Below are 23,337 nucleotides of genomic sequence, written 5' to 3'. Positions count from 1 at the left end.
ACCACGCGCGAGCGCGGATGGAGCGGCGTGACCGTGGACCTCCATCGGCCCCGCCTGAACTGCGCCGAAAGCTTTCCCGGACTCGACCATCACATGATCTCCTATTGCCCCGCCGGCAATGCCAGGCTCGTCCAGGGAAGGGCCGGCATCGTCCATGAAAGCATGATCTCGGCAGGCGTCTCGCTCATTCTCCCGGCGGGCTATGATTCGTCCTGGGATGGGGACTCGGCCGCTTCCGCACGGCTGCGAGTGCCCGCATCGCTCGTCGACATGGCGGCCGAGCAGGTCGGCCGGCGCAGCATGGCCCAGGTGGAAATCCGCAACGTCTTCGAAGTCCGCGACACCGCCATCGAACGGCTGGCGCTGATCCTGCTGGCGGAGATGGACCTGAAGCCGCACCCCACCCAGGCGCTTATCGTCGATGGCGTATCCACCGCCCTGGCCGCGCATCTGCTGCGCCTCTACAATGTCTTCGAGCTGGCCGAGCCGCGCGACGAACGCTCGCTGGGCCGCGTCGAGCTTTCGCGGCTGATCGCCTATATCGAGGACAATATCGACCGCACGATCGGGCTGGCCGAGCTGGCGGAGATCGTGAACGTCAGCCGGTTCCATTTCGCCCGGCTGTTCAAGCGCAGCACGGGCCAGACGGCGATCAGCTTCGTCGAGCAATGCCGGCTGCGGCGCGCCCGGGCGCTGATCGCGGAGACCGATCTCCCGCTTTCCGAGATCGCGCTGATGACGGGCTTTGCCGACCAGAGCCATTTCACCCGCCGCTTCCATCGCCATATCGGCTCGACGCCCGCGGCCTATGCGCGCGAGCGGGGGCGCCGCCGGACCGGACGCCGTTCGGACGGCACCCGCTAGAGCCGGTGCGGTCCGGTTCCCGCCGGCGCCGGCGACGGCGCCCCGAAGCGGACATCCGCGCCAATCGGCGGCCAGGATGCGCAACCGGATGCAAGATTCCCGGCGGTCTGCCCTTTAACCTGTTCCAGCAGCGCGCGCGGAGGCGACGATAGCGGCGAGGCGTGGCCGCTTTCCGATCGGCCCGAGCGCCGGCGGAGAGCCAATTCCTATCCCGGGCGATTGGCGATATCATGCGTCCGGCGGAAGATGGGCACCCGCCTGTCCGGCAGGCGAAGCGCACAACGGCGGAGATGGGCATGGTCAGGCTGATTTTCTTGTCCCTCTTCCTCCTGCTGGTCGCGGCGGGGGCGCTCGCCCTCCGCTCCTGCGACGCCCGGTCGGACAATCCGGTGCCCGAGGAGGCGCCTCTCAACGCCGCTGCCGCCGACGTCATCGTCGGCCTGCCCAATGGCGCGACCCTGGTCGCGCAGAAGGGAACCGTGGGGCGGCAGCTGATCGAATGGCTGGCGATGAACGACGGCAAGGCCATGCCGTTCGAGCTGGGCGGGAAGGAATTCCTCCCCGGCTCGACCAACCCGACGGTCGAGGATAGTGGCCGTCTCCCGCGGCTGGTGATGATGCTCAAGGCCTATCCCGACGTCGACGTCCAGATCCTGGGCCATGCCCGGGCATCCGGGGACGAGCGCGCCGATATCGCGCTGTCGGAGGCGCGGGCGCGATTTGTCGTCGATCGGCTCCGCAAGGAAGGGATCGGTGAGGACAGGTTATCGGCAAAGGGAGTCGGCTCCTCCCAGCCATTGCCGCCCGACAGCCCCCTGCGCGCTGGCGGCGCCACCGACGACAGGGTCAGCCTCGTCCTCGTCCGCCGGGCCGCCGCCGATCGATGAGACGGCCCGGCCCCGCTTAGAACGTCAGCAGGACGGTGAGCGAGCGCACGCCCTGCGCGCCGTGGATCAATATGCCTTCGATATCGGCGGTCGCGGACGGGCCGGTATGGAAGCTGGCATAGGCATGGTCGCGGAGATCGGGGTGGAGATAGGCGTCCTGCAGGGTGGGCAGGATGCGGACGGGATCGAGCAGGACGATCAGATGCTGGGCGAGATAGGCGACGGCATTGTTGCGGAGCGCCCGATCCGTCAGCAGGACCGATCCGGTTTCCGCCACGCCGAAGCTCGCCCTCACGATCGCGACGTCGACATCGGCGAGGTCGCGCGGACGGGCCACGGCCCCAAGATCGCGATTGCCGTCATATTCCGGCACCGCCGAGGCGATGATCCGTGCATCGGGAAAGCGCGCCTGCAGCAGGGCGGAGACCGTGCCGTCCCGCTGGCCCCGTCCGCCCATGCTTTCGAGATTCCTCAGGAACAGCCCGATGAGATCCTCGCCGCCTTCCAGCGGGAAGCGGGGAAGATCGGGCAGGGGATGATCGCCCTCGGGCCGGTTCGCGCGCACGGCGGCCAGAATCGTATCGCGCGCGCTCATTCCCCCTCCTCCCATCCGCCGTTCGTCCGTTCATACCATTGATGGAAGGTTTCCCGGGGCGGCTTCGGCATGTCCCGCCCGCGCGCCGTCCAGCGGTTGAGCGGATTGGCGATGGCGAAGCCGGGCAGGATCCTCAGGGCGCTGTCGGCGGCCGCGATGGCGGCGCGATAGAGCTTCGGGCGGGAAAGGATCGCCCCGGCCGCCTTCATCAGGGCCTGCTTGCCCTGGCCGATGTCGTGGCTTTCGGCCAGCGTGCGGCGCCATGCGAAGATCTGCTCGTGAATGTTGATCTTCACCGGGCAGACATTGGTGCAGGAGCCGTTGAGCGTCGAGGCGAAGGGCAGCGTCGAATAGCGCCGCCGGTCGAAGGTCGGATCGAGGATGAGGCCGATCGGGCCGGAATAGGTCGCCCCGTAGGAAAGGCCGCCGGACCGCCGATAGACCGGGCAGCTGTTCATGCACGCGCCGCAGCGGATGCATTTGAGGCTCTGCCAGAATTCCGGCTCCCCCAGCCGCGCCGAACGGCCGTTGTCGACCAGCACGATATGCATCTCCCCGCCCTCGCGCGGCCCCCGGAAATGCGAGGTATATTGCGTGATCGGCGATCCCAGGGCGGATCGCGAGAGCAGACGGATGAACACGCCCAGATCGGCGATGCGCGGGATCAGCTTCTCGATCCCGATCGATGCGATGTGGAGCGGGGGGACATTGGCCGACAGGTCCGCATTGCCTTCGTTGGTGCAGACCACGAAGCTGCCGGTTTCCGCCACCGCGAAATTGGCGCCGGTCAGCCCGGCGTCCGCGTCCAGGATCAGCGGGCGCGTCTTTTCGCGCTGCTGCTCGGCCAGATAATGGACATCGTCGTTCCGGGGATCGGTGCCGATCGTCCGGGCGAACACCTCCGCCACGTCGGATCGCAGCTTGTGCACGGCGGGCACGACGATGTGGCTCGGCGCCTCGTCATCGTCGAGCTGCTGGATGCGTTCGCCGAGATCGGTTTCGACCAGCTCGATCCCCATGCCCGCCAGATAATGGCGCATGCCGGTCTCTTCGGTCAGCATCGATTTGGACTTGATGAGCCGTTTCGCGCCATGGTCGGCCAGGATCGAATGGACGATCCGATTATGCTCGGCGCCGTCGCGCGCCCAATGGACGTGGATGCCGTTGGCCAGCGCCCGCGCCTCGAACTCCTCCAGATAGGCGTCGAGATGGGTGAGCGCGTGCTGCTTGATCGCCGAGGCGAGGGTGCGCAGCTCCTCCCATTCGGGAATGGCGCGCATCTGGCGGTCGCGTTTCTGGCGCAGGTCCCACAGGCGCTCGTCATGCATCTTTTCGTGGCGGGGCGCATCGATGAAGCGCTGCGCGGCCTCATTATGATCGACAGGCCGGTTGCCGCGCAGCCTGGCGCCACGGGGCTGTGCCTCCGGCTCGGGCGGGCGGAGCGGCCGCGAGGTCGCCTCGCCATGGGTCAGCCGTTCGCCCGCCGGGCTTCGCGCGCCGCCGTCATCGGCCGCGCGCAGCTCCTCATGGAGCAGCGCCGGCAACCCGTCCGCCGCGCGCCGGGGTTCATCTTCGGTCATGCCCGGTCTCCGTTCAGCACCTGGGCGATGTGGCGGAACTTCAGGGGAAGCCCCAGCCGGTCGGCGCAGCCCTTCTGGTGCAGCATGCAGGAACTGTCGGCGGAGACGACATAGTCGGCGCCGGCCGCCATATGGTCGCGCACCTTGTCCTGGCCCATCTTCACGGAGACGGCGGGCTCGAACACGCTGAACGTGCCGCCGAAGCCGCAGCATTCGTCGGGCCGCGCCTTTTCGACCAGCTCGATGCCCTTCACCAGGCGCAGCAGGTCGAGCGGCTTGGACCAGGCGGGCTCGCGCCGTTCGGACATGCTGCCGTGATAGATGCCGCGCAGGGCGTTGCAGTTGTTGTGATAGCTCACCTTGTGGGGGAATTCGGCCCAGGGAAAGCCGTCGACCTCGAGGATGTCGTGCAGGAACTCGACGAGATCGCGGGTCCGCTCGCGCACCTGCCGCACCTCCTCGGTCTGCTCGATCGCCGTCATGTGGCAGCGTATCTGGTGCGTGCAGCTTCCCGATGGGACGACAATATGGTCGAAGCCCGCGAAGTTGCGCACGAACAGCTCCTCCGTCGCCTTCGCCTCCGCATGGCAACCCGAATTGACCATCGGCTGGCCGCAGCAGGTCTGGTCGAAGGGATAATCGGGATCGATGCCGAACCGCCGCAGCAGGTTGAGCGTGGCGATGCCGACCTCGGGCTCGAAGGCATCCATGTAGCAAGGGATGAACAAGGCGACGCGCATCGGCCGGCTCCTCAATGGAACAGGTTGCCGGTCGCCAGCTCGACCACCTCGTCGCCCCGGCCCGAAAGGATGGCGCGCAGCATGTAGAGGCTGAAGCCCTTGGCCTGCGCGGCCTCGATCCGGGGCGGGACGGACAGTTCGTGCCGCGCGGTCACGACGTCGACCAGCGCCGGGCCGTCATGGGCGAAGGCATCGCGCAAGGCCGGTTCCAGCATCGCCGAATCCTCCACGCGGATTCCCTTGAAGCCGATCGCCCGCGCCACCTCGGCGAAATCGGGATTCTCCAGCGCGACATTGGTGCCCGGATGGCCCGATGCCTTCATCTCCATCTCCACGAAGCCCAGCGTGCCGTTGTCGATGACGACGATCTTCACCGGCAGCTTGAGCTGCACGGCCGTCAGCAGCTCGCCCATCAGCATGGCGAGCCCGCCGTCGCCGGAGAGCGAGACGACCTGCCGGCCGGGAAAGGCCGCCTGTGCGCCGAGCGCCTGCGGCAGGGCATTCGCCATCGAGCCATGGTTGAACGACCCGAGCAGCCGCCGTCGCCCGTTCATGTGGAGATAGCGCGCCGCCCAGATGACGGGCGTGCCGACATCGGCGGTGAAGATCGCGTCCTCCGCCGCAACCCTGTCCAGCGTCGCCGCCACGAATTGCGGATGGAGCGGCTTGCCCGGCTCGCGCGGGCGGGCGAGGTCGTCCAGGCCCTTGCGCGCGGTGGCATAATGCCGGCGCGCCTTGTCGAGGAAAGCCCGGTCGCGGCCCTCCGCCATGGAGGCCGTGAGCGCGGCGGCGAACGCGCCCGCATCGGCGACGACGGCCAGGTCGAGCGGCACGCGCCGGCCGAGCGCGGCCGGATCCCGATCGACCTGGATGACCTTCGCGCCCGTGGGATAGAAATTGCGATAGGGGAAATCGGTGCCGAGCATCAGCAGCGCATCGCATTCCCGAAGCGCGTGATAGCCCGAGGAAAAGCCGATCAGCCCGGTCATGCCGACATCGAAGGGATTGTCCCATTCGACATGCTCCTTGCCGCGAAAGGCATGGACGACGGGCGCGGCCAGCCGGTCGGCCAACGCCACCACCTCGTCATGGGCGTCGGCGCAGCCCGATCCCGCCAGGATCGTGACCCGCCTCGCCCCGGCGAGGATCGCCGTCGCATCGGCCACGTCCTTCGGCGACGGCGCCGACAGCGAAGGGGATGGCGGCGCGAAGGCCGGGACGCCGCCCTGCACCTCCAGCAGGGAAACGTCGCCCGGCAGCACCAGCACCGCCACCCCGTTCCGCCCGATCGCCGTGCGCATCGCGCGATGGAGGAGCGCGGGCATCTGCCGCGGGTTCGTCACCATCTCGCAGAAATGGCTGCATTCCCGGAACAATTCGGTGGGGTGGGTTTCCTGGAAATAATCGAGGCCGATCTCGCTCGACGGGATGTGGCTGGCGATGGCGAGCACCGGAACATGGTTGCGCTGGCAATCGAACAGGCCGTTTATGAGGTGGAGATTGCCCGGGCCGCAGCTTCCCGCGCACACCGCGAGCTGCCCGGTCGCCGCCGCCTCGGCGCCGGCCGCGAAGGCGCCGGCTTCCTCGTGCCGCACATGCATGAAGGCGATCCGGCCGTCCTTGTGCAATTGCCAGTTCACGGCGTTGAGGCTGTCGCCCGTCACGCCCCAGATCCGCCTGACGCCGGCATCGGCCAGGGTGCGCACGAGGAGTTCCGCGATCGACAGGGCCATGGCCGTTCCTCTCCGTTGCGTCGGCGCCGTCGCCGATAACCTAATCCCGAAGCTTCAGGCGGTAGAGGCCGACCGGCCATTGGCGCGGCCCATCGGCGTTCGAGAAAATATCAGATCGATCGATCTGTGGCACGGGCAGCCAGATCCGCCGGTCGGCATCGATGAACGGCGCGTCCGCCCAGTGGAGGCGATCGTCGCTGACGATCGTGTCGATGGTCCCGTCGGGTGCGCGGCGGCGCAGGGCGTTGGCGGCAAGATCCGTGAAATAGAGGCTGCCGTCTTTGTCCATCGCCGTCCCGCCGACGGGCGGGATATCCGCCCAGGGTTCGACATGGCTCGCAAGCTCGGTCTCCGAAAGGGAGGGATCGTCGAGGAAGCGCGTCTCGATCCGCGACCACGGCCCTTCCAGCGGCGCATAATGGAACCATCGGCCGTCCGGGCTGATCTCCATGGGATCGGAATGGACGCGCACCGGCCGCCCGTCCCGGCCCTTGAGCACCCGGCCCGACAATAGGATGTCCCGATCCTCGGACGCGGTGACGGAAGGGTGGCCGTCCAGCACCCGGCGCATCGCACCGCTGGCGATATCGAGCACGATAAGCCCCGGCCTGCCGGCATCGGTCAGATAGGCATGGCCCCCGTTGATGCGGATATCGTCGATATAGCTTCCCGGCAGCGCGATGGCGGGGCCGGCCGGATAGATGCGCGAGACGCGGCCGCCGGCCAGATCGATCCTCACCAGCTTGGCGCCGCCCGGCAGGGGATCGCCGCCAAAGTCGGGCGTGCCGGTATCGACCACCCAGAGCCCGCCACCATCGTCGAGATGGATGGCGTTCACATTGACGAAGGCGCGTGCCGGATCGTCGCCCGGCCACCAGCCGTTCCACGCCGCATCGGGGAACGGCGCCACCCGATCGCCGTCGATCGTGCCGACGGCGGGGCCTTTCGATCCCGTCCAGCGCGGCCCGGAGACGAAGACCCTGCCTTTCCAGACGGCCACGCCGTTCCACACCATCGTGTCGCTCGCCGCCGCGCGCTCCAGCCGCGGGTCGCCTGCCCTGGCCCATTTCGGCCGGGCGATCAGGGCGGTGGCGCACAGGATGCAGAGCAGCGCGACCGCGATCGCCAACCGCTTTCTCGACAGGCTTCCCCCTCGTCTCATTCCTGCCTCCATCTGGTTTCCCGGGCGCGCGGACCGCGCCCCGGCATGCGGCTGTCGAGGTTCAATCGAGCTTGTAGGTAGGGCCTGCGGGGTGAATGCCAGTCCAGTCCGCCGCCGTATTGAAGTGCCGTTACAAGAATGGACCGATATTGCTCGCACCGCCGATCCGGGCGCCGCGACCACGGGAGGGAGGGGCGCTAGTTCCGGGTGAAGCGGGATTCGAGGAGGTCGATCTCCCGCACGAGAAGGTTGGTGAGATCGCCGTGGAGCTTGCCGTTCCGGGCGAACCGGTAATATTCGTTGCGTTCGGCCGCCAGCCCGATCAGGCGGAGCCTGCGTTCGATCTCGTCGGATCGCCGCGCAAAATCCGGATCCGCTTCATTTGGCGATCGCGCGTCGATTCGCCGGCGATATTGCTCGATAAGGCGCGCGCCGGCCTGCATCTGGAGGTCGGCCTCCATCTGGGTGGCGGGCGGCGCGCGCAGGCTGCGTTCGATCGCGTCGATGGCCGCCTGCGCCGCGGCAACCCGCGCCGCATCCTCCTCGCGGTGGCGTGATATGTCGGGGGGCAGCTCAAGCCCCCTCAGCAGCGCCGGCAGGCCGAGATTCGCGACGATCAGCGAGGCGATGATCACCCCGGCCGCGAGGAAGATCGCCAGGTCGCGCGCGGGAAAGGGCGTGCCGTCCGCCAGGGCCAGCGGCAGCGTCATGATGCCCGAAAGCGTCAGCGCGCCACGCACGCCGGCCAGCGCGGTGATCATGGTCAGGCGCCAGCCGGGCTTGCGGGCCTTCCGCTCCGCGCGGGCCGGCCCGAACAGGAACAGGCGCAGGGTGATCCACACCCAGATCGCGCGCAGCAACAGCAGCACCGTGTTGATCGCCAGGACATAAACGGGAAGCCACAGCCCGCCCTGGTGCCCGGCCTCGCGGACGACATGCTCCGCGCCCTCGACGATCGCCGGAAGCTGATATCCCAGCAGCACGAAGATCGCCCCGTTGGCGGCGAACTGGATGGCATCCCAGACGGCGGCGCGGCGGATGCGCGTGACGGGCAGCGCGTTGCCGGTCCTCTCCTCGTAATTCATGGCGATGCCCGCGGCGACGGCAGCGAGGATGCCGGATGCGGAGATCTGCGTCGCGAGGAGATAGGCCGTGAAGGGGATCAGGAGGCTGATCAGGATCTGGGAGCCCGGCTCCTCGCCGTAACGCCGCGAGATCCAGTCCTTGCCGGCGTTCGCCAGGACGGCGACCGCCACCCCCGCCGCCGCCCCGGCGCATGCCAGCCACAGGAAGGTGGCGGACGCATCGACGAAAGAGAATGTGCCGGTGAGGGTCGCCACCACCGCGAAGCGCATGCAGACGAGCCCCGAGGCATCGTTGAGCAGCGCCTCGCCCTCGAGGATGTGGAGCAGGCGCCGGGGAATCGGCGTCCGGGCGGCGATGGCCGACAAGGCGACCGCATCGGTGGGCGAAAGGACGGCGGCGAGGGCGAACGCCACCGTCAGCGGCACCGCCGGGATGATCCAGTGGATGAAGTATCCCGCGCCCGCCACCGTGAACAGGACGAGGCCGAACGCCAGGGCGCAGATCGTCCATTTGTCGCCGAGCAGGCCTTCGCTCGGGATGCGCCAGCCGTCCAGATAGAGCAGCGGCGCGATGAACAGGAGCAGGAAGACCTCCGGCTCGAACCCGATATGGACGTCGAACAGCGAGGCCAGCAGGCCGCCCAGCGCGATCTGCACGAAGGGCAGGGGCAGCGGCAGCCGCCGCGCCATCAGCCGCGCGACGATGCTGCTCGCGACGACCGAGGCGAGCAGGACGAGGGTGATGGTGATGGCTGTCATCGCCGCCGCGCGGGGGGCCGGAGCGGGTCGGTGCTCGCCATGCCTGGCCCCGCCCGGCCTATGGCCGTCCGTCGCGCACGGATCGCGCCGTCCGCCGCCGGCCTCGATCGCGCGCATAGGCCGACGGGGTGCGGCCGACATGGCGGTGGAAGCGCCGTGTGAAGTGGCTCTGGTCCGCGAAGCCGGCCATCAGCGCGACTTCCGACAGCGGCATGTCGCTGTCGGCGATGAGCAATTGGGCGCGGCGGATACGGCATTGCTCCACGAACCTTATCGCCGTGCCGCCGGTGCTCTGCTTGAACAGGCGCGAGAAATGGAAACGGCTGACGTTCACGATCGCGGCAAGCTCGGCCAGGCCGATCGGGCGATCGAGATTCTCCTCGACATAGGCGGTGATCCTGGCGAGCTCGATTGTGCCGAGCGGCGCGCCCTCATGGCAGGGTGCCGCGTCATGGCCATTATGGTTGCGCAGCATGTGGGCCGCGAGCGCGCACGACATCGATTCCGCGATCAATGCCTGGGCCGGATGCGGTGCCCTTTCCAGCTCGCTCATCAGGACGTGGGCGATGCGCGCGATCATCGGGTCCCGCGCCTCGAACCTGTTGCGGATCTCGAACCGGCCGGCCGCGCGGCGCCCGATCTGCTCCGCCGCCTCGACGATCAGCGGCGGCGGCATCCTGATCCGCGCCGAGGCGGGGGCGTCGCCTTCCCAGACGGAATCCATGCCGGCCGGCATGATGATCGACATGCCGCTCGCGATGACGCTCCGATGCGTCAGGCCGCCGCGCTGCTGCGCAAGCCGCCCCCGGCCCGCCGGGCAATAGCAGATCAGGTGATGGTCGTGCGCGGGGGTGACGACGGCATAGCCCCGGCTGCCCGCATGCATGTCCAGGGTCACGCCGCGCCAATCCCGGCCGCGTGTCGTGGCAATGGGGGCATCGGGCAGCGTGCCCAGCACGGTCTGGATCGAAACCGGGGGCGAAGGCGCGTCCGCCGCCGTCATCACCGCCCTCCCGGCCCGGCGAGGCTGCCCGGCGGCCTTCCGGGCGCGGTGCCCAGCGCGCCCGTGGCCAGCGCCAGGCTCGCGGCGGCCGACAGGGCGGCGCTGCGGGCATCGCTCAATACGGTCCTCGCCTCGAGGAGCTGGCGCTCGGCGATCAGCACCTCGGTCGCGCTTCCGACGCCGCTGCGATAGGCGGCCAGCATCGCATCGAACGTGGTCTGCGCGGATGAACGGAGCTCACCCGCCGCCTCGTGCGCGGCGAGGCTGGTCCTGAGCGCATTGTTGGCCATCACGATTTCCCGAACGGCATCGTCCTTCGCGCGATCGAGCGCGAGGCGCGCCGTGTCCGTGCGGGTGCGCGCCTGGTCCAGCGCCGCCTGGCGCCGGCCGCCGTCGAACAGGGGAAAGGTGACGCCGCCCAATATGGTGGCCCCCAGCCTGCGGTTCGAGACGTTGAGCGTAGGCGACTGATCGGGGCCGATCGCGGGCACGCCGGTGATCGAAAGATCGCCCGTGGAATAGGCCGCGTTGGCGGAGACGAAGAATTTGGGCAGGAATTCCGCCTTGGCCGCGCTTTCGTTGGCGATGCTGGCCTTGAGCGACGAATAAGCGGCCAGGATGTCGGGCCGGCGCCCGATCGCCTCGGTGATGATCTTCTCCACGTCGTTCGCCAGGGCCGGGGAGAGATTGCGCCCGTCGGCGTCGGCGATGGCGATCCGGGCGAGCGGCGGCAACCCCATCGCGGCCAGCAGGCCGACATAGGCGTCCTGCGTCAGGCCGGCCGCCTGGACCTGGGCGAGATGGGCCTGCGCGGTCGCCTGCTTCGCCTGCGCGACTTCGATGACCGTGCCGATGCCGCGATCGAAACGCGCCTGCGCGGCCGCCTGCACGGCGCGCGCATCGTCCAGCGATCTGGTGGCGTTGTCCGATCGGGCCCGGGCGGCCGAATAGGCATAGAAAGCAAGGCTCACGGCATGGATCAGCCGCTGGTGCGCCGCCGTGAAGCCGATATTGGCCACGATCGTCGCCTGATCGACGCTTTCGATGATCGCCTTGCGCTGGCCGAAATCGAACAGCAGCCATTGCAGCGATAGCGCGGAGACGGTTCCGCTGAACGAATCGTCGCCGCTCGCGCCGATGCCGGGGGTGGAGCCGTGGCCGTGCGCCGCCTGATAGCCGCCGAGCGCGGTGGCGGTGAGGCGGGGCAGATAGGTGCTGCGCGCGATTCCGGCGGCGAGCGCCGTGTCGCGCGCCGCGTTCCAGGCGATCCGGGTTTCGGGATTATGGGCCTCGGCCAGATCGATGAGGTCGGCGAGGCCGTAGGTCTTGGCGGGATCGATCCGTGGCGGTTCGGGAAGCGTCGCCAGCGTCCGGTTGGCCGGCAGCACATATCCCTCGTCCGGTGCGGTCGCATCCGCCGGCGGCCCCGGCAGAATCTCGCCGGTGGCGCTCGTCGCCGGGCGCCAGGGCCGGTCCGGCGCATCGGGCGCGTGATCGAGGCGGCTGGCCGCACACCCCGCGAGCCCCGGCACAAGCGCCAGGGCGAGGAGCAGGGATGGCTTAGGGCCGGGCGACAAGGGATTTCTCCAGCATCAGGAGCTGCTCCACGGCCTGGGACTGCCATCGGTTGGCCGGACGCAGGGCAGCGCCCGCCGGTTCCGGCCCGGGGCTTCCGGCCGGCTGTCCGTCGGGCGGAGCCGCCCGCCGTGCGATCGCGTCCAGCCGGCCGGCGAACCGCCCCCAGAACCGCGCGTCGCCGTCGAGCAGGATGGGGTGCTCCAGCTCTGCCGCCGCCGCCAGCGCCGCGTGCCGCGCGGAGGACCAGCCGGGCGGCGGCCGCACGCCCTCGGGTTCGTAGCCGGCCAGCGCCAGATCGCCGCGCAGGGCGGCAAGCTGGCCCGCGAGGACGGGCGCCTGCGTGCGGCGGGCCGATACGGGCGCCCGCGCCATCGCCGCGAGCTGCCCGAGCAGCGCGGCGAAGCCCTGCTCGATCCGCCGCGATATGCTGACCGGCCACAGCCGCGTGAAGACGAGATAGGTGACGACATTGCCGATCAGGATGCCGATGATGCGGTCCCGCGCGATCGTCAGGTCGAAGGCGGGGCCGGTCCCCTGGATGACGCAGAGGAAGAAGGCGAAGGCGAACTGGAAGCCGGCATAAGCGATGCGCGGGCTGCCCGCCGCCGCCCAGCCCCCCGCGAACGCGCCCGCGAACACCACGAGCAGCAGGCCCCAGATGCTGTCGATCGCGGGGATGACCCAGATGATCGCGGCTATGCCCAGCGCGCCGCCGACCAGGCAGCCCAGGATGCGCAGGCCCAGCTTCTCGACCGTTTCGGCGGCCGTCGGCAGCGCGACGATGTAGCAGGTGATCAGGCAGGTGTGGATGCCGGGCCAGTCGAGCAGGACATAGAGGAAATAGCAGACCATCGCCGCGGCGGTCGTCTTGAACGCATAATGGAGATGCCCGGGATTGGTGAAGGCGTCCGGCAGGAAGAAGCCGGCCTTGGGCGTGGCCTGTGCGGGGGGCGGCGAAGCCTCGGCCGGCACCGTGGCGAAGCGGGCGAGCACATCGTTGAAATCCCGGATGAGCGCGGGGCCGTCGCCGTGCGGACCCGTTGCCTCCACCGGCGCCGGAGGCTCGATCCCGACCGGATAGCCGCTCTGGTCGAAGGCGGAGGCCATGGCGGTGAGCGTCGCCGCCGCATCCCGCCGCCACGCCGCCGGGATCGCCGGCTCCTGCCGAATCGCGTCCGCCAGCAGCAGGATGGCGGCCGTGCCGTGCGCCGCCGCCTTGTAGTGAGGGACGATTTCGGCCGGCAGGGTGCGTTCGATCCCGGCAAGATGAATCTGCTCGAGGATCTCCGCCACGCCTGCCTGCCGATAATGTTCGAAGGCTTCGGTTTCCGCCGGGGCGGGCTCCCCCGATGCGCCGAGCATGGCCGCGGCCGCGCGCAGCCGCCGGGCGATGCCCCGTTCCGCCGCCTGCCGCGGCGCGGGCGCGAACAGTAGATTGACGACGATCGACACGCCGGCCGGAATCCCGACGAACAGCCAGGCGTAGAGCAGCCCCCTCGTCGCGATCTCGCCCAGCGGCACGAACCCCAGCAGGTCGAGCCCGTAGGCGACGATCATCGCCAGGATCGCGCCGATCGGGCGCAGCTTGCTGGCCGAGGCGAGGAACAGGAAGAAAATCGATCCCAGCACCATGGCGACGACGCGCCAGGCCGGCGCATCGGCGACGAAGGTGGCGATCAGGAGGACGATCGCCAGGATGATCGAGATCAGCACGATGAACGCCACGTTGAGTATCAGGCTCGTCGTGCGCGCCGGCCTGTTGAGGAAGAAGGCGATATAGGCGGTCAAGGCGGGCTCGAACGTGCCGTAATATTCGGTCGCGAAGGTGGTGAGCGCGCAGATCGACGCCAGCCGCAGCGCCAGCTCCGCCCGCTCGCGCGAAGGGCGCAGCAGCAGGTCCGCCCACGGCCTCGCCGCCGGGAATGCCTCAGCGGCAGGCATTGCCGTGGCGGACCTGGATCACGGCGCTGGCGCCGGACCTGACGATCTGTTCCGGGGGCCCGGACAGCCGGACGCGCACGGGAAAGCGCTGCGCGACGCGCACCCAGTTGAGCGATTTTTCCACATAGGGCACCGATCGCGGGACATTGACCCGATCGGTATCGAGCACGGCCGAGCCGATGCCGTCGATCGTGCCCCGGATCGGATGCGATCGATCGATCAGCGAATAGACGGTGGCGCAATCCCCGATGGCGATGTGCCGGAGCGCGCCTTCCCGGAAATTGCCGACGGCGTGCCATTCGTCGTCGGCGACCAGCGTGAACAGCGATTGCGATGGCACGACCAGCTCGCCCGAAAGGACGGCCAGGCCGACGACCCGGCCGGCATGCGGCGCCCGGACGGACGTATCCTCCAGCGCGCGGCGCGCCAGGGCGACGGCGGCTTCCCCCGCCTGCACGGCCGCCGTCGCACCGGCCACGGTATCGACCGCCGTCCGTGCGGCCGATTGCTGCTCCCTGGCCTGGATGAGCGACGTCGTGGCGTCGCGCAGCGCGACCTCGGCCTGGTCGAGCTGCTGGCGCGGGACATAGCCCTGCGCCGTCAGCGGCCTCAGCCGTTCGACCGTGCGCGCCGCCAGCGCCTGGTTGGCGGCCGCCCGCCGGATCTGATCGGCGGCGATGATCGCGCCCGATCGCTGGGTCGCGACGACGCGCGTCTGGGTGCCGAGGCCGGCCCGCGCCAGCGCCAGATTCGCCTCGGCCTGCGCCAGCGCGGCCCGGTAGGGAAAGGGATCGATCTGGAACAACAGGTCGCCCTTGCGCACCCTGGCATTTTCGCGGACGGGGATATGGATGATCCGGCCGCCGACCGCCGCCGCCACATGCACGACCTCCGCATCGATCGTGGCATCGTCGGTCGAGGGATAGCGCTTCGATCGATCGAGGCTGTAGGCGAGAATGCCGATGGCGATGGCCAGCACCACGAGCAGCGCGATCTTCCCGCCCCGCGTGCTCCGGCGTTGTCCGGCGATTTCCATGCGATCACTGTCCAAGCCAGAGCCACGCCAGGCAGGCCGCGATCACCCCGATCGCGGCGCAGAAGGCGAGCTGGGCGGGAACCGCGCTCGAAAAGCCTCCGGCGACAAGCAGCAGGCGCGCCGCCGCCGCCGCCGCGATGCCGATCGTCCCGCAAAGGATCCAGACCGGAAAATAGGCGCCGAACAGGCTCAGCGTCGGCGCGGCGCGGGGTGCGCATGCGGCGGGGAACAGGCAGAGGAGGAGCTGTGCCGCCCTGCCCAAGAAGCGCCGTCTGGTGCCCATGCGCCCTGCCCCCGTTCCGCGCCGACCGATCGAAGTTCCGGGCCAGGCCCGCACCTTCTGGCTAGATGAGTTCGGCGTTTGCGATCTTGCCTGAACTTGCCGTCGGTGGAAAGAAGTTGCGCTGATGGCGATCCCCATCAGCGGCGGCGGGGCCGCGCCATCAGGTTGGACCAGAGCCTGCGCAGGCTGTCGGTGCCGCCGGCGGTGGAACTGAAAAGAGTGGCGTCGGAAACCAGCAGCGTGCCGGCGAACGTTTCGGGCCGCGATTGCAGCAGCGCGTCGAAGTCGGTGCGCCCGCCTTGCGTGAAGGGATGGGGCGCCGCCGAGGGATCGATGCGCTGCGTGGCCAGCACCTCCATCCGGGCAATGCTTGCGCCGATCCGCTCCAGATGCGGCAGGTGCGGGTGCAGGTTGAAGGTGATGACGCCGTCCAGCAGGCCCAGCACATCCAGTCCGGGCGCCACGTCCACGGGCGCGGGCGATCCATCGGCGGCGATTGCCGGGCGCAGGCCGAAGCGATTGTCGACGGGAACGCCCAGCCCCGCAAGGAGGCTCCGCGCGAAGCCACCGAAGCCCTGCCTCGGCGGAATCGCCGCATCGCCATGATGAAGATGCTCGCCGATCCGCCGTTCCTCGCGGCCCTCGTCGCCGGCCATGGCTTCGCCGATGTCGTGATGCGGGCACAGGAAGATGAGGTGGTCGGGTGCCTCGAGGAAGCGCCGCACGGCCGCGACCTCGGAAGCGGCCGCCGTCTGGCCGGTGCGCAGCGAATCGAAGCTGATGACGACGATCGTGTCAACGCCCGCGAGCAGCGCATCGTCGAGCGGCGTTGTGGTGCCATCGTCGGCGGTCCGCTCGATCATGATCGCCGGCCGTCCGCTCCATGCTCCGGCCAGATCGGCGAAGGCGGCGAAATTGGGCTTCTGGACATGATCGAGGAAGCCGGCGATCCCCTGGTCGAACCGGGCCGGATCGGCGAGCGGCTCGAAACGCGGATAGAATAGCCGGCGCAGCTCGAAGATGGCGGGAAAGCGATCCTCGATCGCATCGAGCGGCGCGGAGATTTCCGCCGGGCGGCTCCAGGAAAAATAGATCAGGAGCTGACGGCCGGACGGCGCGGCGCTCATCGGGGGAAGACCCAGGCGGTCAGGCGGTCGAGCGAGAGGGGGCCGGCGCCGAGCGCCATCAGCCCCAGCGCGATCGCCGCCCAATAGAGATGGAAATTGGCCCAGCCTTCGGGCGCGACGAACTGGATGACCGCGGTCATGATCAGCAGCCCCAATGCGGCGATCCGCGTCCCCAGACCGAGCAGGAGGAGCGCGGGCAGCACGATCTCGGCGATCGCGGTCAGATAAGCCAGCAACAACGGCGCCGGCAGGTCGAGAACTCGGCCGAAGACGTGCAGCTTGAACTGGCTTTCGAACAGGAACTGCGTTCCGATCGACAGCGTCGGAAACGGATCCCACCGGGTCAGCCCCGATCGCAGGAACGGCAGCGCCAGCGCGATCCGCAGCACGGGCGGCGCGGCGAGGCGGCCGAATCCCGCCACGGCGGCGATCATGGCGCCGATCCAGCCCGGCTTCGCCCTCCCTTTCATGCTTCGCCTCCCTGATCGATCGGCTCCGTCCCCTCGTCCCGGCCGGCAAAGGCGCCCGCCTCGAAAAGGTGCGCCAGCAGCTCGGCCACGTCGAGGCCCGGCTCCGCCGCAAGCGCGTCGGCTACGCTCAGCGCGACGCTGCGGTTCTGGCGCAGGCCATCGAGGAAGGCGAACGCGCCGGGCGACAGCGCAATGGCTTCCACCGACGTGCCGGGACGCAGGATCAACGCCAGTTCGGGCCTGCCGTCCAGCTCGATCGGGGCCGGCTCTGCGGCCTCCTGGTGCAGGCGCCAGATCGTCAGGGCAGGGGAGGCGAAGCGCAGCAGCCGCGCCGATGGATGCAGGATCAGGCGCAATCCCGGCAGCCGCTTCTTCGGCAGGCTTTCCAGCGCGGCGACGGGCATGGGATCGGCGTCCGCGGCATGATAGGCCTCCAGCCATGCCCATTCGAGCCGGGCGACATCGGCCAGATAGGGGAGCCCTGCCGCCGGCCCGAAGCCCGCGACAAAGGCGGGGAAATTGGCGCCATAACCGAGGAGGACGGGCGAATCCGGCGGGCGATCGAAGGCATGGGTCCGGGCCATCGCGGTGAAGAATTCGCGGCCCACCAGCCGGTCGACGACGGGGTAGGTGGAACGCAACGCTTCGATCAATCCGACCGCCACATTGTTGCGATATACGGCGAAGCGTTCGGCGCGCTCCGTGCCCGGCGGGCAGGCGAGGCCCGCCGGGATCGCGGCCGTGGGGTCGAGGATGGCGTCCGCGAACCGGCGCTGGCCCTCAGCAGGCGATGGCAAGATCGCCTCCATCGCCCGCGGCCATGCAGCGGTGGGCGCGCAGCGCCTCGGCATGCAGCTCCGCCCATTCGGGGATGTCCGCGTCGCGTTCGATCAGGGTGGGAACGGGGCCGATGCGGCGGATCGCCGCGCGGTAGAGGTCCCAGACCGGTTCGGCGACGGGCCGGTCGTGCGAATCGATCAGCAGCGGTGCGCCGAGGCTGTCGCGCCGGGGCGCGTGGCCGGCGAGGTGGATTTCCCCCACCCGCTGCATCGGGAAGGCGGCCAGATAGGCTTCGGGCGGGCGGCCCTGGTTGATCGAGGCCACATGGATATTGTTCACGTCGAGCAGCAGCCCGCAGCCGGTCCGTCGGGCGATCTCGGCCAGGAAATCCGTCTCTTCCAGCACGCTTTCCTCGAAGGCGAGGTAGGTCGACGGGTTTTCGAGCAGGATCGGGCGGGCGAGCGCGTCCTGCACCTGTGCGACATGGCCGGCCACGCGATCGAGCATGGCCGGCGTGTAGGGCAGGGGCAGCAGATCGTTGAGGAAGGTGGCGCCGATCGACGACCAGGCCAGATGCTCGGACACCAGTGCCGGCTCATAGCGACGGACAAGCTCCGCCAGCCGGGCGAGATGGTCGCGATCGATATCCTCCGCCCCGCCCAAGGACAGGCCGACGCCGTGGATCGAAAGCGGATAATGCGCGCGGATCGCGGCAAGATCATGGTGGGGCGGCCCGCCAGCGCCCATATAGTTTTCGGCATGGACCTCGAAGAAACCTATCGCCGGAAACCCGCCGAGGATGTCGGGGACATGCTGTGGCTTCAGCCCGACGCCGGCCAGCGAGGGCCAGCCTTCGGTGGATGGCGCCGGCCGGGTCATGCGAGCAGCGCCAGCGCGATCGCGATCGTCGCGCCCCAGCCCGTGACGAAGGCCAGCGTTCGGACGACCGGTATGCCCGCGACATAGGCGAAATAATGGATGATCCGTGCACCCAGATAGACATGGGCGGCGGCGCCGATAGCGGCCGAGCCGGGGCTGGCTGCGGCCGCGAGCAGGAGGAGCGGCGCGAACAACACCAGATTTTCGACGGCATTGCCATGGGCGCGCCGCGCGCGCTCGGCCCAGGCGGGCAGGGCGGGAACCTTATCCCTGTTGCCCATGGCCGCCATCAGCCCGCCCCGGGCGATCAGCGCGACGGTATAGGGAATCCACATCAGCGCCGTCGCCACGACGACGAGGACGAGATCCTGTTGCTCGGGCAAGAGCGTCATCGGGCCGGCTCCGTCCGGGGGGCGTTGAGGGCTTCGGGGTGGGGCGATCGGGCGAACGGCCCACCCGATCGCGAAGGGAAGATCAGGCCTTGGGGGAAAGGCTGCCCGGTCCATTGGGGGTCTTGATCGAGGTGCAGGTTCCCTTGGGAACCAGCTTGAAGGCGTTGCCCTGATAATCGGTGGTGCTCGTGCCCGCGCACGTCGTGCCGGCGCCGGCATAACAGTCGTTCTTGCCCTTCAGCGCGGCGCCGAAGCACGGCTCGACCTTGCCCGCCTGCACCAGCTTGGTGTGATCGGCCTTCAGCTTCTCCCGCTCCGCCTGGGTATATTCCCTGGCGGCGACCGGCGTGATGGCGCCGGCGGCAACCAGCGTCCCGATGATAAGGGCGGATACTTTGTTGGACATTGTCGGTCTCCACGAAAGGTTGTACCGCCCTGCGCGTGGCAATGCGGCCATTCACTGCAATGGATCGACCGGAAGGACCGATGCGGATCGAGCATCATGCTGCACGGGACGATCCCCTGCCCGGCTTTCCGGCCGTTTTCGTCGCGGTCCCTGTCTGGCGACCGTGATCGATTGCTAGGCAATCGCCGCGCCGCAATCTTGCGCATTGTTGCGATCCTTCGCTCTCGATTGCGCGATCCCCGCAAAGCCGGCCGGAAACCCGCCTTCGAAAGGGCGGGCATTCCTCTCCCGCGCTCATTGGTCGCCTGCTGCGTAGAAGAAACGGCGCAGGCGATTGAGGCTGCCGAGCGGGCGGAAATCCTCCGGCGCGTTCCAGGGGTTGAAGCGCAGCCGGTCGATCTGTTCCAGCGCCCACCGGCCTTCGCGGCCGGATATGTCCTGCCGGGGGATGACGAGGGTCGCGATCTCGATCGGGCGGGCGGCGCGGGGGCGCCAGTCCACCGCGGCATCCTCGATCGGGGTTCGCCTTTCGTCGCAATAATGCTGAAGGGCGAGGCGATAGGTCACGCTCCGGCGGGCGATCCTGGATGCGAATTCGATCCGCAGCGCATTGTCGCCCGGCGCGGGAAGGATGGGCGGCGGCGGCTCCCCCGCCACGGGCCGCAATTCGAACCGCACGGGCCGGCTGCCCCAGAGATAGGGAGAGGCGCTCCAAAAATGTTCATGCGCAAGGCTGGGGCATAATTTCAGGCTGGCCTTCAGATGGGCCAGGATCCTGCGGCTTTCCCACAAGCCGATCCGGCTGGCCAGCCGCGCCAGCCGCGTCTCCCAATCGCCCGCCGCCGCCATGGCGAGCGCGAGGAACTGCTCGGCATTGCGCGCCAGCGCGGTCGGGAAATTGGCGAGCACGAAATCGTGCGGGCCGCCGGCCGGTATCGCCAGCCGCATCGCCAGCCCCCGCATGTCGGGAACGCCGTCCGCCTGCGGGATTGCGCTCGCATTGGAAAACCGGATCGCGGCCGGCAATATGGCGCCGGGGCGGAAATGGCCGACCACGAGACCTGCGGGAAGCGCGCGATCGACCATCAGGGCGGCATCGGTGATGCCGACCGCGGTCTTGGCATGGAACAGGCGGCGATCGGCCCGATCGGTCCCGACGGGCGCCGCGTCCGGCCTTGCCGCCGGACGCGGCGATATCGCCTGCGCCATGGCCCGGAAAAGCCGGTCCTCCGCCTCGCGCGAGCCGCCACGGAAATCCTCTCGCCATGGCGCGGCGTCGCGGTTCATGGCCGGCCCCCGCCTTGCGCCGGGGATTGCGGGCCGAATGCTCTTTGCGGAACGCGGATGGCCATCGCGCCTCTCCGTTGCGGCGAACGGCGGCGCGGCCTTTGTGCGCGGCCGGGCCGGGGCGCTTCCCGCCTAGCGGCGAAGGCACGGGCTGGCTTGCGGCTTATTGCCGAGGATTGACCCGGATTGTCAGAGGCTGAAAAAAGCGCTGCGGCAGATACCGTCCGAGCGATGGCAGGCTCGGGATGGTGACCCCTACGGGCACCCGGCTGTCGTGGCAAGGTATTGAATTTACACCGGTATCTTTCCGATTCGTGATTTCTATACCATCATAAATGCCATCTGCCCAATGGACTTATATAGGCCGAAATGACTTTGCGCTGCCAGAGAGCTGACTCTTTGTTGGGCGGCGATGGAGCTGGCCGATCCGGTCGCGGATGCACTTCACCGGAACGGTTGTCCTTGGCAAGGACCTGTTGGAAGTGTAAATTGCCAGCTGAACCGGTGACCGTAAGTGGTCACCAGTCAGGCGATTTATCTCATTGATTTTATAAAATCAAATTATAAGAATCCAAACCGATACTACGAATGTTCCCACATTTTGAGTGGGCATAAATGAGTGGTTCTGGGTATTGGCGGAATGCTTTCACAGATTTTTTTCTGCTCCCACGACTTCGTGCAATTAGCGGAATGGTGCGGCGGAAAATGCCCCAATTGCTGAAATCGACGCTGCAGCCGCATTGCACCGATAGATGCTACGCTTGCCAACTCTCGAAAACTGTCTTCCGGAGCTTCATACTATAGATTTTCGAGTTGATCTCTTAGTCCCTCAAGCCACGGTGCATAGGCTCGCCAGCGTTGCAATCCTTCTCCATTGATCGGCTGTCGTACTTGCTGCGCACTGGGTGTGTAGATGCTTCTTTGGTTTTCATGCGGCCGCAGGCAGGCCGCGTCGAACGGCAGATCCAGGGCTGCAAGCAACTTGCGAATTTCTGCCTCGGGGTGTTCCACAAGCCTTTCATAACCCAGACGATAAACCCGTCCCGGCCGAACCCGTTCCAGATGATCCATCAAGTGGGCATAGTCGGAATGATACCGGCCAAGATCGGCCAAGTTGGCTGGAAAGCTCGTGTGGCGATTGAAATAGGTCGTGAAGTTCGACAGACAGCACGCCATGGGATCGCGACGGACGTCGATGATCTTTGCCTTAGGCAAGATAAGTAGGATCAAGGGAACAAGCTGCCAATTAGCGGGCATCTTGTCGGTGAAGAACGGGCGGTCGGTTCGCCGGTAGCGCCGCGTCGAGATGATGTAGCTGTCGCCGATCTCGCGTAGCTGTGGGGCCGGCAGGGCGGCAATGACGCCGGGCAAGGCGGCGTTTGATATCTCACGGCCAGCAATCTGCTGCGCGATATTCCGCAGTTCGAACAATTCGCCAAGATTCTCCACCATCGGATGGCTCGCGAGGATTTGCTCGACCAAAGTGGAGCCCGCGCGCGGCATGCCGACGATGAAGATCGGCGCATCGGTTTCGTTCCCATGCCCGGCGCGAGCATCGAACAAGGTGGACGTGAAAGCCGCTTCCGCTGCCCTGACGAAATCCTCCGTCGCCTGCGGGTCATAATGGATGAGCAAGCCGCGCACGCGATTCGCATCTTCATAGCGCCGGAACGACTCCTCATATCGGCCCTGGTCACCGAGCGCCTTGCCAAGGGCGAAGCCAAGCCGGACCCTGTCCAGACCCGGTTTGGCCTTTTCCATCGCCCGTTCCATCAACATGACGTCATCCGCGCTGAGCCGAACGACACGCAAATTAGCGAGACCCCACCAGGCAAGGCCGCTGGCGGGATCGAGGTCGAGGGCCTTGCGATAGGCGGCAACGGCTTGATCGAGATGCCCGGCGGTCTGCAATGCGTCGGCATAGCTGATCTGCGGAATAGCGGCGCCAGGGGTGCGAGCGATCAGTTGCCGGAGCACGGGCAGCGCCTCGTCCGCGCGACGTTCAGCCGTCAGCGTCGCCGCTTTGAGCGACAGCGCCCAGACAGGTCCGTCGCCGGCGCCAATCAACTCGTCCAGCAGCCCAAGCGCCTCGGCGGCACGCCCCTGGCGACCAAGCAAGGTACACAGATCGGCGTGGGCAAGCACGAAGCCCGGCGCTTGGCAGATCGCGCCACGGAGCAATCGCTCGGCATCGGCAAAATGCCCCGTTGCGACGGCGACGGCAGCCAGAAGGCGCAACGCATCGGGGTTTTCGGGGGAGACCACAAGGCTGGAACGGATCAGCTGTTCAGCACGCGTCAGTTGGTTGTCATTCAGGGCACGCGCCGCTTCAGCCAACATTTGGGTCTGCGCCGTCAACGAAGCAATTTGAGGACGTCGATAACGCGCTGAATCGCTATGGGGCATGTTCCGCGCGGTCGGATCGAGGGCGACAGCATCTGCATATCCTAGGCCGATTTCTCAGCAAAAATAGTCGGGTGCTTTGAATTTTGCAACTATTTACAGGCCTTAGTAACAAATTGATAACTCTGACATTGTTTAACGCCTATCCAGGTCACCTCCTATCGGGTCGCTAGCACACTTCGCAACGCCATCGGATCGGAAAGGGCACCGAAGGGCAAACTGCTGGTGACGGCAGGACGCAAAGTCTCCGGACGCTTCGAAAGAGAGTTAGCAGGGTTACTGGCAGGGGGTATGATGATCGCGACGGTTAAACCGTGCTGGCACGCCAGCCATTTGCAAGCGCCTGG

21 protein-coding genes and 1 riboswitch are annotated in these 23,337 nt (G+C 67.9%); of the genes, 2 read left to right on the top strand and 19 right to left on the bottom strand.

Features of this window, described 5'->3' with window-relative positions:
* Both BHE75_RS21340 and BHE75_RS21335 read left to right on the top strand, forming a co-directional pair.
* The coding region (locus BHE75_RS21340) for a helix-turn-helix domain-containing protein (protein ID WP_217494746.1) at positions 1–864 on the top strand (864 nt) is incomplete at its 5' end.
* Positions 865–1,160: 296 nt separating this feature from the next.
* Complete coding sequence (locus BHE75_RS21335; RefSeq protein ID WP_191225238.1) at positions 1,161–1,751, top strand: OmpA family protein; 591 nt, start codon at positions 1,161–1,163, stop codon at positions 1,749–1,751.
* 16 nt (positions 1,752–1,767) lie between these two features.
* On the opposite strand, the gene BHE75_RS21330 is transcribed toward BHE75_RS21335, so the two are convergent.
* From BHE75_RS21330 to BHE75_RS21240, 19 genes are all read right to left on the bottom strand, one after another.
* Positions 1,768–2,346: a LutC/YkgG family protein gene (locus BHE75_RS21330; protein WP_070935310.1), complete on the bottom strand. Its 579-nt coding sequence runs from the start codon at positions 2,344–2,346 to the stop codon at positions 1,768–1,770.
* Positions 2,343–3,926, bottom strand: a complete 1,584-nt coding sequence (locus BHE75_RS21325) for a lactate utilization protein B (protein WP_070935308.1) — start codon at positions 3,924–3,926, stop codon at positions 2,343–2,345. Before BHE75_RS21325 ends, BHE75_RS21330 begins: the two co-directional genes overlap by 4 nt.
* Positions 3,923–4,666, bottom strand: coding sequence for a (Fe-S)-binding protein (locus tag BHE75_RS21320; protein WP_070935306.1), 744 nt, complete (start codon positions 4,664–4,666; stop codon positions 3,923–3,925). The genes BHE75_RS21325 and BHE75_RS21320 overlap by 4 nt, the downstream gene beginning before the upstream one ends.
* Positions 4,667–4,677: 11 nt before the next feature.
* The gene (poxB, locus tag BHE75_RS21315; protein ID WP_070935304.1) at positions 4,678–6,399 is read right to left on the bottom strand and encodes a ubiquinone-dependent pyruvate dehydrogenase; all 1,722 of its coding nucleotides are present in this window, start codon (positions 6,397–6,399) and stop codon (positions 4,678–4,680) included.
* 40 nt (positions 6,400–6,439) lie between these two features.
* Positions 6,440–7,561 (bottom strand): L-dopachrome tautomerase-related protein, encoded by a 1,122-nt coding sequence (locus BHE75_RS21310; protein ID WP_070935301.1) that lies wholly within the window; start codon positions 7,559–7,561, stop codon positions 6,440–6,442.
* A gap of 197 nt (positions 7,562–7,758) precedes the next feature.
* Positions 7,759–9,405 (bottom strand): Na+/H+ antiporter, encoded by a 1,647-nt coding sequence (locus tag BHE75_RS21305; protein WP_070936253.1) that lies wholly within the window; start codon positions 9,403–9,405, stop codon positions 7,759–7,761.
* Positions 9,406–9,463: 58 nt separating this feature from the next.
* Positions 9,464–10,408 (bottom strand): helix-turn-helix transcriptional regulator, encoded by a 945-nt coding sequence (locus tag BHE75_RS21300; RefSeq protein ID WP_070935299.1) that lies wholly within the window; start codon positions 10,406–10,408, stop codon positions 9,464–9,466.
* A complete protein-coding gene (locus BHE75_RS21295; RefSeq protein WP_254684525.1) occupies positions 10,408–11,985 on the bottom strand; it encodes a TolC family protein in 1,578 nt (525 codons plus the stop codon). The genes BHE75_RS21300 and BHE75_RS21295 overlap by 1 nt, the downstream gene beginning before the upstream one ends.
* On the bottom strand, positions 11,969–13,927 hold the full coding sequence (locus BHE75_RS21290; RefSeq protein WP_070935298.1) for an FUSC family protein: 1,959 nt from the start codon (positions 13,925–13,927) through the stop codon (positions 11,969–11,971). The genes BHE75_RS21295 and BHE75_RS21290 overlap by 17 nt, the downstream gene beginning before the upstream one ends.
* Positions 13,914–14,963 (bottom strand): multidrug transporter subunit MdtN, encoded by a 1,050-nt coding sequence (gene mdtN / locus BHE75_RS21285; RefSeq protein ID WP_070935296.1) that lies wholly within the window; start codon positions 14,961–14,963, stop codon positions 13,914–13,916. The genes BHE75_RS21290 and mdtN overlap by 14 nt, the downstream gene beginning before the upstream one ends.
* A gap of 4 nt (positions 14,964–14,967) precedes the next feature.
* Positions 14,968–15,246, bottom strand: coding sequence for a YtcA family lipoprotein (locus BHE75_RS24290; protein WP_070935294.1), 279 nt, complete (start codon positions 15,244–15,246; stop codon positions 14,968–14,970).
* 137 nt (positions 15,247–15,383) lie between these two features.
* The gene (locus BHE75_RS21275) at positions 15,384–16,373 is read right to left on the bottom strand and encodes a hypothetical protein (protein WP_070935292.1); all 990 of its coding nucleotides are present in this window, start codon (positions 16,371–16,373) and stop codon (positions 15,384–15,386) included.
* Entirely contained in the window at positions 16,370–16,843 is a 474-nt protein-coding gene (locus BHE75_RS21270; RefSeq protein WP_070935290.1) for a DoxX family protein, read from the bottom strand. The genes BHE75_RS21275 and BHE75_RS21270 overlap by 4 nt, the downstream gene beginning before the upstream one ends.
* On the bottom strand, positions 16,840–17,640 hold the full coding sequence (locus BHE75_RS21265; protein WP_191225237.1) for an HvfC/BufC N-terminal domain-containing protein: 801 nt from the start codon (positions 17,638–17,640) through the stop codon (positions 16,840–16,842). The genes BHE75_RS21270 and BHE75_RS21265 overlap by 4 nt, the downstream gene beginning before the upstream one ends.
* Positions 17,624–18,502: an MNIO family bufferin maturase gene (gene bufB / locus BHE75_RS21260; protein WP_070935285.1), complete on the bottom strand. Its 879-nt coding sequence runs from the start codon at positions 18,500–18,502 to the stop codon at positions 17,624–17,626. The genes BHE75_RS21265 and bufB overlap by 17 nt, the downstream gene beginning before the upstream one ends.
* A complete protein-coding gene (locus BHE75_RS21255; RefSeq protein WP_070935283.1) occupies positions 18,499–18,894 on the bottom strand; it encodes an MAPEG family protein in 396 nt (131 codons plus the stop codon). The genes bufB and BHE75_RS21255 overlap by 4 nt, the downstream gene beginning before the upstream one ends.
* 82 nt (positions 18,895–18,976) lie before the next feature.
* A complete protein-coding gene (locus BHE75_RS21250; protein ID WP_070935282.1) occupies positions 18,977–19,300 on the bottom strand; it encodes a BufA1 family periplasmic bufferin-type metallophore in 324 nt (107 codons plus the stop codon).
* A 294-nt stretch (positions 19,301–19,594) separates the two neighbouring features.
* On the bottom strand, positions 19,595–20,587 hold the full coding sequence (locus BHE75_RS21245; RefSeq protein WP_070935280.1) for a hypothetical protein: 993 nt from the start codon (positions 20,585–20,587) through the stop codon (positions 19,595–19,597).
* A gap of 798 nt (positions 20,588–21,385) precedes the next feature.
* Positions 21,386–22,993, bottom strand: a complete 1,608-nt coding sequence (locus BHE75_RS21240) for a tetratricopeptide repeat-containing sulfotransferase family protein (RefSeq protein WP_052208674.1) — start codon at positions 22,991–22,993, stop codon at positions 21,386–21,388.
* Positions 22,994–23,193: 200 nt separating this feature from the next.
* Positions 23,194–23,274, top strand: a riboswitch (cyclic di-GMP riboswitch).
* The last annotated feature ends 63 nt before the right edge of the window (positions 23,275–23,337 follow it).

Source organism: Edaphosphingomonas haloaromaticamans, from assembly GCF_001853345.1.
Taxonomy (GTDB): domain Bacteria; phylum Pseudomonadota; class Alphaproteobacteria; order Sphingomonadales; family Sphingomonadaceae; genus Sphingomonas_E; species Sphingomonas_E fennica.
The sequence above is the reverse complement of the archived record's forward strand: the minus strand, read 5'-3'. Positions and strand labels throughout refer to the sequence as shown.